Source organism: Poriferisphaera sp. WC338 (genome assembly GCF_050931845.1).
Lineage (GTDB): Bacteria > Planctomycetota > Phycisphaerae > Phycisphaerales > Phycisphaeraceae > Poriferisphaera.
Map to the genome: position 1 here is coordinate 1,592,511 of NZ_CP194516.1, position 12,339 is coordinate 1,604,849.

At 41.1% G+C, this 12,339-nt stretch carries 12 protein-coding genes; 5 read left to right on the top strand and 7 right to left on the bottom strand.

All coding sequences use genetic code 11. The features are described 5' to 3' along the window. Positions 1–4: 4 nt before the first annotated feature. From ACQ6WK_RS06515 to ACQ6WK_RS06545, 7 genes are all read right to left on the bottom strand, one after another. Positions 5–754 (bottom strand): HpcH/HpaI aldolase family protein, encoded by a 750-nt coding sequence (locus ACQ6WK_RS06515; RefSeq protein ID WP_432799934.1) that lies wholly within the window; start codon positions 752–754, stop codon positions 5–7. Between the two features lie 73 nt (positions 755–827). Further along, positions 828–1,979, bottom strand: coding sequence for a YncE family protein (locus ACQ6WK_RS06520; protein ID WP_432799935.1), 1,152 nt, complete (start codon positions 1,977–1,979; stop codon positions 828–830). An 82-nt stretch (positions 1,980–2,061) separates the two neighbouring features. Further along, positions 2,062–2,751, bottom strand: coding sequence for a GntR family transcriptional regulator (locus ACQ6WK_RS06525; protein WP_432799936.1), 690 nt, complete (start codon positions 2,749–2,751; stop codon positions 2,062–2,064). Between the two features lie 177 nt (positions 2,752–2,928). Next, positions 2,929–4,539: a glycoside hydrolase family 18 protein gene (locus ACQ6WK_RS06530; RefSeq protein ID WP_432799937.1), complete on the bottom strand. Its 1,611-nt coding sequence runs from the start codon at positions 4,537–4,539 to the stop codon at positions 2,929–2,931. 23 nt (positions 4,540–4,562) lie between these two features. Further along, positions 4,563–6,215 carry a hypothetical protein gene (locus tag ACQ6WK_RS06535; RefSeq protein ID WP_432799938.1) on the bottom strand — a complete coding sequence of 551 codons (1,653 nt, stop codon included), beginning with the start codon at positions 6,213–6,215 and terminating at the stop codon, positions 4,563–4,565. Between the two features lie 184 nt (positions 6,216–6,399). Next, positions 6,400–6,546 carry a hypothetical protein gene (locus tag ACQ6WK_RS06540; RefSeq protein WP_432799939.1) on the bottom strand — a complete coding sequence of 49 codons (147 nt, stop codon included), beginning with the start codon at positions 6,544–6,546 and terminating at the stop codon, positions 6,400–6,402. Positions 6,547–6,706: 160 nt separating this feature from the next. Beyond that, complete coding sequence (locus tag ACQ6WK_RS06545) at positions 6,707–7,621, bottom strand: LamG domain-containing protein (protein ID WP_432799940.1); 915 nt, start codon at positions 7,619–7,621, stop codon at positions 6,707–6,709. 600 nt (positions 7,622–8,221) lie between these two features. Between ACQ6WK_RS06545 and ACQ6WK_RS06550 the strand changes: the two genes are divergently transcribed. From ACQ6WK_RS06550 to ACQ6WK_RS06570, 5 genes are all read left to right on the top strand, one after another. Further along, entirely contained in the window at positions 8,222–8,890 is a 669-nt protein-coding gene (locus tag ACQ6WK_RS06550) for a prepilin-type N-terminal cleavage/methylation domain-containing protein (protein ID WP_432799941.1), read from the top strand. Positions 8,891–9,019: 129 nt separating this feature from the next. Continuing rightward, positions 9,020–9,472, top strand: a complete 453-nt coding sequence (locus ACQ6WK_RS06555) for a YhcH/YjgK/YiaL family protein (RefSeq protein WP_432799942.1) — start codon at positions 9,020–9,022, stop codon at positions 9,470–9,472. Next, positions 9,469–10,281: a M55 family metallopeptidase gene (locus tag ACQ6WK_RS06560; RefSeq protein ID WP_432799943.1), complete on the top strand. Its 813-nt coding sequence runs from the start codon at positions 9,469–9,471 to the stop codon at positions 10,279–10,281. The genes ACQ6WK_RS06555 and ACQ6WK_RS06560 overlap by 4 nt, the downstream gene beginning before the upstream one ends. Further along, a complete protein-coding gene (locus ACQ6WK_RS06565) occupies positions 10,278–11,186 on the top strand; it encodes a TIM barrel protein (RefSeq protein WP_432799944.1) in 909 nt (302 codons plus the stop codon). Before ACQ6WK_RS06560 ends, ACQ6WK_RS06565 begins: the two co-directional genes overlap by 4 nt. 18 nt (positions 11,187–11,204) lie before the next feature. Next, complete coding sequence (locus ACQ6WK_RS06570; RefSeq protein WP_432799945.1) at positions 11,205–12,284, top strand: PfkB family carbohydrate kinase; 1,080 nt, start codon at positions 11,205–11,207, stop codon at positions 12,282–12,284. Positions 12,285–12,339: the final 55 nt, after the last annotated feature.

Sequence of the window (12,339 nt, forward strand, 5' to 3'; positions counted from 1 at the left end):
CCCATTAAGGACACAGTGACACACAACCTGTTGAATCTATATGCTTAAGTACACTGTGTGCCTTAGTAATACACTCATTTGCGCATTGCGTCATAAACAATGTGTCCACACTCAACGCGAGAAATGTAAACCCCTTTTTGATGGCTTCGGCAATTTTCTCAGAATCAGGTGCAACCACATGCAAGCCAGCAGATTTATTTGCTTTTTGACAAGCCGCGATAACATCTTCAAGAGCTTTCTGAACACGAGGATCATCCAGCTTCCCTGGAATATCAAGGGACCCACTTAAGTCATATGGCCCTACGAAAGCACCATCAATTCCATCAACATCCAAAATCGCATCAATGTTCTTAACACCCTCAATATGTTCGATCTGTGCGACAATAAAAATATTGTCATTTGCTTCGCTAATGTAATTATCGAAGTTTGCACCATGTTGATTTGCCCTACAATAACCAAACCCACGAACACCCCTTGGTGGATACTTCGCTGCGGCAACAGCCTTTTCTGCATCTTTCCGTGTATTGACCATAGGAACGATGATCCCTTGTGCTCCCGCGTCAAGCATCTGGCGAATTTCAATCGTGCTGTTTTGTGAAACGCGTACAACCGGCACCGCTTTGGTATTTGAGAACGCACGAAAGATATTGCTCACAGTTTCCACAATGATATCCGTATGCTCTGCATCAACACAGATCCATTCAAAGTCTGCACTGGCTAGAACCTCGGCTGCAACAGGATGGCCAATCTGCATCCATGTACCCAAAGTAGGCCGACATTCGATAAGCGCTTGTCGTACTGAATTCTGCATTGTCATGTCCAATTCACTAATCTGAAATCCGCATTGCCGCCGGTCCTCCAGCGCAATCCAATCGAATTTCTGTTTGATGTAATTTTTCATTCACGATTTGATAGAACACAATGTTCTGATCGCCGTTATTCCCCACCGCTACATAATTTGAATCATGGGTAAAGCGAGCTGCCTGCGGATTACGACCTGTACGAACCACATCAACCGTGACAAAGGTTTGGCCCTGCTTTTGCAGCAACACAAGCAGCCCACTTTTACGGCTTTTTAGCTTGGTTTCATCCATGAAAGAATTATCCAAGCAATTCACCACCATCCACTCACCATCAGGACTGATATCTAATCCCTCTGCAGTGATGCCGACAGGAATCGTATCAACCAATCGCAAAGTATTATCTTTTACTTCTAGCAACATGATTGAGCCAGAACCCGTATGTGCCACAGCAGCAAACTGCCCGCTAGGCAAAAACTCAATGCAGTATGGCCCGTGATCAACTTCAATCGTAGCTACTACCGTCAATTGGTCACTAACCAAAGATAATAGATATACCTTGTTTTCTTTATGTAATGTAGCAAGCACCTTCTGCCCATCCGGCGAGAACGCAGCATGTGATACGCTGCTTTTAGCATCTGCAATCTGAAACGTATCCAGTAATATAACCTGATCAGAATCATTGATCGCTAGCAGTGAAATTGAACCGTCGGCTCGATTGGTGACAAGTGCTCGATTACCACTACGATTAATTTCAACGCCGGACACTTGATTGCCTAATGTTAAAACCTGACTGACATGATGTGCGCCCTGTTCAAGCTTAATCACTGATAAAAGTTGGCTGGGTACTTGCTTACTCTTTTCGCTCGCATCTAGTTTTTGTGAACCGGCGACAAGTGCAAGCTTTTGGTTCGGTGTAATAGCCACACAAGTAGGCGGGCCGATTAAACTACATGAAACATCTTCGAGTGTTTCAACCGATCGCAGCGGATTGCCCGACACATCCATGATGATTAATGACCCCGGACGCGGCTGGTCCATGATTCTGTTTTCGCACATCGAAAAACGTTGATCATTTGCACTGATGAGCCATAGCGGCTCCACGACCTGAGGTTGCCCCGTACAACCAATCATAACCACGGTGACAAAACTAAATATCAAAACAAATCTGCTCAACATACTTCATTGCTCCAGCAGTATTTTTGATAACTGTTATAACAGGACATGCGCAGTACATTCTAAAATAATATGAAAATTCATTTTACATGGGTTGCTCTTGCAGGATTGGCTCGTCGCCGTACTTGTCACGCAATTCCTGCAACCGGTCAAGGTATGACGGCAGAATATGATCCCCCATCGCCTTTGCGGCTCGCTCCTTGTCGCCACTTACAATCGCCTCTGCAAGATCAATGTGCGCGTGAGGGTAAACGGGCCAAATTTGCGCCGCTAAATTCACAAGAACCTGTGATGTAAGATGTGTAAAATTCCAAATACTCATCATCGTTTCGCTGTCCGCAAACTCAACAATCTTTCTATGAAAAGCCACATGCTTCTTCAAAAATTCTTCATTCGATGTCACATCAGTAAGATCGTGAGCAAGCTTCATGAGTTCTTTCTTTTCCTTCATGCTCATTCGCTCAGCCGCACGTCCCGCTGCGAGTGACTCCATCGCAGTTCGAACTTCAAGAATTTCTTCAATATCATCAACTGTGTAAGCACGACAAAAGACGCCCCGCCCTGGAATACGCTTCACCATACCCTCAGCCTCCAACCAGCAAAGCGCTTCTCGCACTGGCACTGTTGTCAACTCCAACTTTTTTGCCAACTCACGCTGATCAATACGCTGCCCAGAAGAAAGCTCTCCAGATATAATCATTTCACGAATCGCCTCACGGGCATACTCAGGCGCAGATTCTAGGGTCATTAAATTAGCGGGTGACTTTGCTCTCATCTTTCAGCGATCCTGCTTAAATGCAATTTCAATCGGCTACGCACAATATAATAATTAATAACAATTATATCAGAAATAACGGACAATGCCATTCCATCACTATAAATCGATACTTATTCTGCAGTTCTGATTAATCCCATTACATTGCCAGTCAATCTACTCGTATGTAGCATTTAACTACTTAATCGCTAAATCAATGAAATTCACAATGCTTATAGGCCCTGATGTAGTGCGTATAAGTTCAAAGCGATTCATCCCATCTTTTAGGTATTTTGCCGGCACAGTCCAAGCTCGCATGCGAGATGGACTAACAAGTAAGTTGGGATAAGGTGTATTGTACGGCTCTGTATAGTCATCTGTTGGCATCAAAATTCTACCATTACATTTCAAACGCCATTGCGAATTCTTCAAATTTTGTTCTGCGCTAATTCTAAGTTTTCCACTAAATCTCCATCCACCACGAGGCGGAGCTAAATCCATAGTAAATACATGCTTTTGCCTATCCCCTCGAAACCTTAAAGGCATTGCCTTGGTGTAATCTCTCGTGATCCAATTCAATCCCAGCACATAATGCTGTGGCTGCTTCGCCACCCAATCTTTATCGCCAATGTGTTCGAATATATGAAAAGGCGGCTCACTATAATGAAGACTTTGATCTTCACCGAATCGTCGATAATACTGAAAATTATAAACACCTACACCTGCCGCACCTCTCGCATAAGCAAGATGAGCAGCTGTATAATATTGCACATCAGTTGTCTTTCGGAAAGAAGGCTTCCCCTGCCCGTTTTTGCCAAATCTTGTGTTGTAGTGCATCTCTAAATACACTGGCGTTTTTGGTATACGTTTAATCATAGATGCAATATTTGTATCATAAACTGTAAAGTAATCGCCAGAGGCAATCACTATATCTACGCCAGCTTTCTCCCACGCCTTGAGATCCAAACCAACCGCATCATGTAGCTCTTTGTACGCCGGCACGCGAACAGCTAATTTTATTCTATTCTCTGGACTAGATTTATCATCAAGAATCTTTCGTATTTCTTTAATGAAACCGGCCATAATTTTTTGACGTTTTCGTATAGGCAAATCTTTTTTGAAATAGCTCTGGAATCGAAAAAAGTCTAGCTCAATCCCATCAATATCATAGGCGGCAATCTCGCGGATAAACTGCAATCGCTGCTCGCGCACTTCCTTGATTGCAAAATTTTGCGCCATCTCGGTGCGAGTTAACGCCGTTCCTACACAGTAGTCTGGCACGTTCTCTATATAAAACTTTGATAAAAAATGGAACGCTGCACCAACTGGTGGGCGATGATCACGCCTTTGTAGTAGTTGTGCATCATTCAATCGAAATGTGACAAACGGTGACAACCCTTTCTTGCGACAGTGATCTACAGAAACCTGTAGTAAATCATTACCCTTCTTCACATACTCATTGATTGGATGCGTTGGCATAATCCCATATTTTTTATGATACCAAGCATAATGTTCATCCATAGGGTATGATTCGCTCTTCCACCATGGAACCCAGGTATGCGCAGGGTTAATCATAAAAACATCCACGCCTGTATTAGCTACTTCATTAATATTTTCCAAAAGCATTTTTTCAGAAAATCGCTCGCCTCTTTTATGGTAAGGACTTTCGCAGGTCAGAATATTCGTTGTGTCATTGTTAAATAATACTTTGTAAGACTTGTTAATATTATCTTGCTGCATAGCAGCATTCATACAAACTGGCATAAATGCTATGAGTATGATGATTGAATTAAGATTTATCTTAAACATACAAGTTCCCTGTTGAATAAAGTCTATTCAATAGCCAAGTCAATAAAATTAATCGTACAATCATTCCCTTTGTTCATTGTGAAATGAAACTGATTTACCCCGTCTTTCAGTAATTTTGATGGCACAATCCAACCTTTATGTACCGATCCATCACCAAGTAACTGCGGATAAGGGTTATTGTAAGGTTCACCGACCTTGGTTGTGGATACAAGCGGAGTACCATTTGCCGTTACTTCAAAAACAACATCACTTATATCACCACTACCCTGCACTCTTAAAGTGCCGTCCTTCCGCCAACCACCCTTTCGAGGGGCCATATCTAGCTTGAATGTTGCTGACACACCTGGTTTAAATAAATAGCCTGCTTTTGGAATTTGCGGATTGTGTCGTTGCGCGCCGTTCCAAAGACCCGCAAGAATGTAATGCTGCGGTTGCTGTGCAACCCAATCAGGATCACCAATATTCTTAAAAATATGGAATGGCGGCTCAAAGAACGGCCCTGAACGTGGGTCGCCAAATTCTCTGTAATATTGAAAATTAAAAGTACTAACACCTTGAGCACCTCGAGAATATGCCAGATGTGCTGCGGTATAGAATTGCGTCTCCGTTGAACGTCGAATCGTAAAACCATCATATGATTTTGAATTAAACACTTTCCCTGTGCGCGTCGTATGCGTCATTTCTAGATAAAATGCCTTATTCGGTGCCATCTTTACCATTTGAGGCAAGTCGGTTTGTTGGCAAAGAAAATAGTGGGACGAAATATTAAACATATCAACCCCAGCCTCTGCCCATTTTTTAACATCTAAGCCTATTCGATCATGATCACTGATAAAAGCAGGAATACGTACACATAACTTCCTACGATTACCATGACTATTATTGTCAAGGTATGTGCGTATCGAACGGATAACATCACTCATAATAGCTTTGCGTTCTTCACTAGTTGTTTTGCTTAAATCGAAGTAGCTGGCATGGCGCATAAAATCAAGTTCAATGCCATCAAGATCATAATTTTTGCATAACTCTTCAATAAGACTAAGTTTATATTGCCGAACTTCTGGAATACTCCAGTTTTGTACACGAGCATCCCAAGAATCTAGTTGCTCACCTTCGAATTTATCGCCAATACAATACTCAGGAGCATGTTCAACATAAAATTTTGATAAAGTGTGATAGCCAGATGGAGGCGGTCTTTTATAATCCCATCGTAAATAATGACCATCATTCATGCGAAAAGATACAAACGGCGAAAGCCCATATTCTCGACAAGTCTCGACTAACACCTTAACCATGTCGCCCCCGCCATAAACATATTCATTAAAATCTGATGCGGGCTTAAAGCCATATCGTGATTTAAACCAAGCGTAATGATCTGTAATTGAATAAATATTGCTTTGCCACCATGGCGTCCACATAGTGCCAGGCTGAAGCATATGAACATCTACATCCATCCCTGCGGTTTCTTTAATGCTTGCTCGCAACATGCTCTCATTAAATGGCTCACCTTTTTTATGATAGGGGCTCGCACAAGTAAGTATGTGCGTTGTATCATTGCTATAGAGAACCTTGTAGTGCGGCTCAAGTTGTTTGTTATTTTGTTGTGATGCTTGAGCACATCCAACTGCAAAAAAAACAAGGCTAAAAATTATAATAGTCCATATTTTATACATCATTGATTCATATTTCCTCGAAATAATGATTACGTATTGATCAACTTATATATTTTATAAAATAGTAAAACTCTAAAAATGTTTTTCTAAGCAATAATTTTCTATTCCGGCCAACATACATACAAAAAATTATGTACTAACTGCAACCTGATGATCTGCCTGGAAGATTTCAACTTCGCAAAGAAATCTATAAAATTGCATTAACAGCCTTGATGTCAAATATATCTTGATTTGCAAAAGCATAAGTCAATGCAAATTGGTCATCAATTTCATTAAACGTGTCAGTATCAATAACAAGCGACAATCTTTGTTTTATTTTTTTCGGCAATGTCACAATGCTCTCATCGTTTAGTTGCTGAGCAATCTACTATCGCAATGCTCAAAATGTTTACGAAGAAAAGAAAAATCCCCGCGAGAGCCACACATCTTCTATATAGCCTCGTATCAGGGGATTTCCTTTACAGCGGATACTCAAACATCAGTTCATTCAAAGGTTAGGATGTTCGTCTTGGAAGCATCAATGCCGCAGGCAGTAGGAGTAAAATTGCCATGCTTGGCTCAGGAATCAGTGCATTTACACCTGCACTATAATTCTGTGTAATCTCTGCATTAGTAAGCACATCACTATAAACGCGTACATCGGCAATATCACCATTAAACGGCATAGTAGAATCAGTAGATGATTTGAAATTACGCCCACCGATTGTTACTAAATCCTCGCCATTTATGAAATCGGCTTCTGAATCATCATAAGAAACAATCGGATCGCCGCCATTAACTAATACACCATCAAGCCAGAATTTTATATCCGGCGTATTATCCTCATTACCATCATAGGTAACAACGATGTTGTGCCATGTTCCAGCGTCATAATTGACATTGATGCCACCTTGCTGAATAAGAATGGTTTTATTCGATCCCGTGTTGTCACGCATCGCAAATTCAAAAAAATAATTACTATCACTTTCAGGATCTCTGGTATTAAGACGCCATCCATTGGCTCCGGCATCCATTGAACTAATCAACATCCCACGATTGCTAATCCATGGAGATTGTGTCGGAGCCCGATACCAGACATCTACGGTAAAATCATCTGAGTAATCAAAATCGAGTGCTGTCCCACCAACCACATCACCCACAACTGAAGAACCACCACTGTTCGGCTGGTCAAAGCGATAAAAACTTGTTGCTCCCTCTGTTGTGAAAACAGGGACAGATGCTTGATCTCTTTTATCAAGTTCTCCACCACCTGATTTGCCAATAATCGGTTCCCAATGAGTCGCTGTACTTGGCCCTGCATCAGCACCAGACATCATTAATACCAAATTGTCTGTTACAATACCACCATAAGTCGTTGCACCTAAAAACATAACCGGCACACATAAAGTTAAGCCACGCATAAGTTTCATCAATTACCTCCTTAAGCTTTGATCGATAAGAATTTAATTCAATCTCTGTTGCCGGAAACCTTTTCCAGCCACAAACATGTGCAGAGTAGATTTTGATATGACCGTTATTACAAGCATGTTATTACAGTAATTTAATTTGAGAATATGACCGCGTCAAGATAATTTTAAAAAAGATGGTCCTGTCCCTGAAATAAGAATAACACTCCATTGGTATAGCCAACAGCATTTAAAGCAGATGCAATGATTGATAAACCTTCAAACTAATCAAAATCAAGAGAGCATATCCTATTATGTATCATACATTTACACGTCAATAGGTTGATCACTCGGCATTAGACACACCCCAATTGAGCTTCTAAATTAAACGAACAAATGCTTACGGTCCTCCAATCATAGATCCTGTAGAAAATGAATCCTCCACCATGCTTTACCAGCAAAAAGCACATACACAAATAAGGATGGCAATATATTTTAATTGACAATAACGGTAATAACATATATTTTTTAACCATGTCTAGTGACAAGCTGGTGCCATCAGTACCGATCAATCGGAATGTAAAGATGATCATCTCAACTGTTTCTCAGCATATGGAGCCCACTATGTACCGAACCCCAAAACATGCATTTACACTCATTGAATTACTTGTTGTAATTTCTATCATATCTTTACTTATTTCTATTCTGTTGCCCGCATTGACCAGTGCAAGGGCAAGTAGCCGAATGATTCAATGCCAGTCCAATCAAAGACAACTTGCAATAGCAAACGAAGTATATGCAAACGATTATGATGACACGTATGTCCCTGTTAAAACGGCAGGTGGTGGCGGCGTTTATAGACCCTGGCTATGGAACAGCTACTATATGACCGATCTAGTCGGCCTAGAACCAGTACTGCCTCAACCTGGTCTGATATGCCCTGACAGACCGGATGATGCATTCCATAGCTATGGCTGGAACCATCAAGATGCTCCGGTACCTGATGGTTGGTTCAGTCATATCGAAATTAATCGATTAAACATCAAAAATCCGTCTCAAAAGCTTTTTATAGCAGACGCCACTGATTGGCACCTCACTAAATCTATGGCGAATTACACGATTCGCTGGGATGTCACAGGTGAATATTATCCGATATCTGTAGCTTACCGTCATTTTATCGATATTGTGAATATTGTTTATGCAGATTTGCACGCCGGAAATCTTGAAAAATCTGCAACTTGGGATGACCCAATTGAACGCGATCAATTATGGCATCTTTATGACAATTATTAAAAGTTTTCCAAAACAATATTATTTATTTACCTGTATATAGCAAAACGCTAGTTGATAAATACACACTGAACTACGCGGCCAAAATGCTCGTGCATCTATTTTTACAAATATTATTTCTGGAGCCCCACAGTGATCCACGACGGCATTGAAAATGCCGAACAGTACTTTGATCCAAGCCACCCGCGTTATAAAGCAATTCGTATCGCAAGCGTTAAAGCTATTGAGATGCCTGCAGGTGATCATAAAATTAACGGCGATGATCTAATTGCTAAAGTCCAATCATATAAAACACAACCTCCTAAAGAACGGCAGTTTGAATCTCATCAAAAGTACATTGATGTACAAGTCATGCTTGATGGAAGTGAACGTCATGATGTTGCAACTGGAAAAACACTATCACCAATTAGCGATTTTGATGAGGTTAAAGATGTCATCAAGCTTCATCCACCAGCCAAATTCTCATCGATCCATTTAGAGCCAGGATGGTTTGTTGTGTATTACCCACAAGACAAGCATCGACCGAATTGCTGTGTCGACGAGCCAGTAGACGTGTGTAAAGTTTGCATGAAAGTAAAAATATGAAAGTAATGATCCGATCCGATGTTGAAGGTGTAACTGGCATTACAACCTATAAGGAAGCTGAGAACTCGGAGCTTGGCCGGGCAATGCTAATGAATGATTTGCTTGCATGTATTGAAGGTCTGCAAGCAGGCGGTGCTACTGAGATAATTATTTATGATGAACATACCAACGGCCGAAATGTTAATGTCGCAATGTTACCTGAGAATGTTAGTGTCATCTGTGGCAAGCCACATTACACACCAAGTTGGGGGGGAATCGATAGCTCATTCGATGCTATGGTGATGGTCGGCTTTCATGCCAAATCGGGCGTATCCGGCGCGCTACTTCCGCATTCCTACTCTCGTAAAAACCTTGATATACGTTTAAACGGACAGTCGGTTGGTGAAATCGCAATGGAAGCGGCTGTAGTTGCTGATTTTGATGTTCCAGTTTGGCTTGTTACAGGTGATTCAGCGGGAACTGAAGAAGCTAAATCACATATACCGCATGTTCGTACAGTCAGTGTTAAAAAATCATTTGGTGAGAATGAAGCAGAATGCTATTCAGCAACGAAATCTGTCAAAATGATTCGTGCTGCTGCACAAAATATCATGCTCAATCCCCCAGATGTCAAGCCATTAAAAATTAACGGCCCCATACAACTAGAAATTGATCTTGTCCGTTCAGATTACACTAATCAACTTCAAAAAAAATATTGCGACTGCTTTATAGAAAACTCGAAAACATTTTACCTTCAAGGCGAAACGGTCACTGAGGTCTGGTCAAAATATTTGCATATTCAAGATGAAGTTAAAAAGAGTTTGCCATGAATCCGAATAACTATATGAAATTAGGTGTTAATCATCACCTGCTTTGTGCTAAGGATATAGAGGGGAATAGCCGGGCCCATTATGAAACATTGAAAGCAATTGTTGAAGATGAACGTTTTGACATATTGGATATGTGGGTTCCAGAAGATGAGCCATATCGTACAAAAACAATTGATATGCTTCTTCAATCAAACAAACATATTTATTATAACTGTGGCAATCGATCTGGTAGGCCATCTTTAGCCCCAGCATCTATGGATAAAGATAAAAGAGAATATACGCTTTCAGTTTATATGGATGAACTTGTACGCGCGAAAGCGATCGGTGCAAAAAAACTAATTACCAACAGCGGCCCTAATAATATTACGCAACGTAATAAAGCTTTTGAGCTTTTGGTCGATTTTTATGTCGAACTATGTCAATCTGCACCTGAGATGCTCATCATGATTGAACCGACTGATTGGGACATGTCTAAAAAGAAGTTGATTGGTTCATCACAAGAAGCAGTTGATATTTGCCGCCAAGTTCATCAGCGAGGATGCCCAAACATGGCCAGCATGGTTGATATGTGCCACGTGCCGCTCATGCATGAAACACTTACTCAAGCATTGACTGACACAGAATCTTGCCTGGCACATATTCATCTTGGTAACTGTATTTTACATGACCAATCTCATCCCTTGTTTGGTGACAAGCACGTGCCATTTGGTATTGAGGATGGTGAGTATGATGTTGAAGAAATAGCGGAAGTTTTTCGTATTGGGATAAACAGTGGATATTTTTCAAAAAAATCACAAGGTTCGGTCAGTATAGAAATTCGCCCCCTGCCCGACGACGACTATGTTGAGGCACTCGATCAGTATTACAACAAAACGATTCAAGCTTGGAAACAAGCAATTAATTAACAAAAGGATTCATTTAAGATGAAGAAAGTAGTTGCATTTGGTGAGATAGTTGGCGCCATACGCCCTATAGGTTTTGAGGGTTGGGGTGATACAAATGATTACCGTATCCTTGGTGGCGGTTCAGAAGCGAACGTGCTAGCAAAAGTCGGTGGATTGGCAAACGGCATTAAAACACACTTCGTCACCAAGATGAAAGATGACTTAATGGGCAGACAATTTCGTATGGATATGCAAAAGCATTCCATCGGTATGGATTCTGTCATATGGACACAAGATGACCGAAATGGCTTGTGTTTTGTAGAACAAGGTTTGGGACCTATCACTGCTGAAGGTGGTTACGATCGTGCTTACTCCGCATTCGCCAAAGCTAAGTCAGGTGAATTTGACTTTCAATCACTTGAGGGCGCAGATGCATTCTTTATATCAGGTATTACAATAGCGCTAAGTGAAAACTGCTTAAAAAACTCACAGATTGCTTTGAAAGAAGCTCAGAAACATAATGTACCGACGTTTATCGATATTAATTATCGAAATAAACTATGGTCGCCAACTCAAGCTCATGATGCACTCATGAACATGATCAACGAAAAGCTTTTTACATCTATCATTATCACGGAAACCGATGCCCGTGTTGTTTTTGATATTGATGCTGGTTTTGATGATGACCAACCAATGGGAGAGCTGATTAAATGCAGTCAAAAGATATTGAAAATGCTTGATAGGAAATTTAATCACAACGTGCCGCTACTCATCATGACAGTACGCAAGCGCATTACTAATGAACGCGGTGAGTGGACAACAGTTGCCCTGCTTAATGGCGAAACATTTATTTTCGGCGAGCAGCTTGATTATGTTGTATTAGATCGCTTTGGTGCTGGAGATAGCTGCTCGGCTGGTATCATAGGTGGTTATATTGGTGTTACAGAGCATGGTGAGATAACTGATACAGCAACATTTGACGAACGTGTTCAGAACGGTCTCAACCTTGGTAATCGTATGAGTGTCGTGGCTCAAAAAACAGTAAGTGATCTTGGTCCACAATGGCGGGCTGAAGAATACTTCCGTCGTGTTGGTAAATCACGTGAAATCGCAAGATAATTATATATGCACGCACTCATTAATTTGGCTGCGTGCTTTTTAGCATTTAACTCGA

Bases quoted from the DNA above. Each gene is read 5' to 3' on its own strand.
- ACQ6WK_RS06565 (WP_432799944.1), top strand. From the start codon at position 10,278: ATGAATCCGAATAACTATATGAAATTAGGTGTTAATCATCACCTGCTT.
- ACQ6WK_RS06550 (WP_432799941.1), top strand. From the start codon at position 8,222: ATGTACCGAACCCCAAAACATGCATTTACACTCATTGAATTACTTGTT.
- ACQ6WK_RS06545 (WP_432799940.1), bottom strand. From the start codon at position 7,621: ATGAAACTTATGCGTGGCTTAACTTTATGTGTGCCGGTTATGTTTTTA.
- ACQ6WK_RS06515 (WP_432799934.1), bottom strand. From the start codon at position 754: ATGCAGATTGGCCATCCTGTTGCAGCCGAGGTTCTAGCCAGTGCAGAC.
- ACQ6WK_RS06520 (WP_432799935.1), bottom strand. From the start codon at position 1,979: ATGTTGAGCAGATTTGTTTTGATATTTAGTTTTGTCACCGTGGTTATG.
- ACQ6WK_RS06570 (WP_432799945.1), top strand. From the start codon at position 11,205: ATGAAGAAAGTAGTTGCATTTGGTGAGATAGTTGGCGCCATACGCCCT.
- ACQ6WK_RS06525 (WP_432799936.1), bottom strand. From the start codon at position 2,751: ATGAGAGCAAAGTCACCCGCTAATTTAATGACCCTAGAATCTGCGCCT.
- ACQ6WK_RS06560 (WP_432799943.1), top strand. From the start codon at position 9,469: ATGAAAGTAATGATCCGATCCGATGTTGAAGGTGTAACTGGCATTACA.
- ACQ6WK_RS06530 (WP_432799937.1), bottom strand. From the start codon at position 4,539: ATGTTTAAGATAAATCTTAATTCAATCATCATACTCATAGCATTTATG.
- ACQ6WK_RS06535 (WP_432799938.1), bottom strand. From the start codon at position 6,215: ATGATGTATAAAATATGGACTATTATAATTTTTAGCCTTGTTTTTTTT.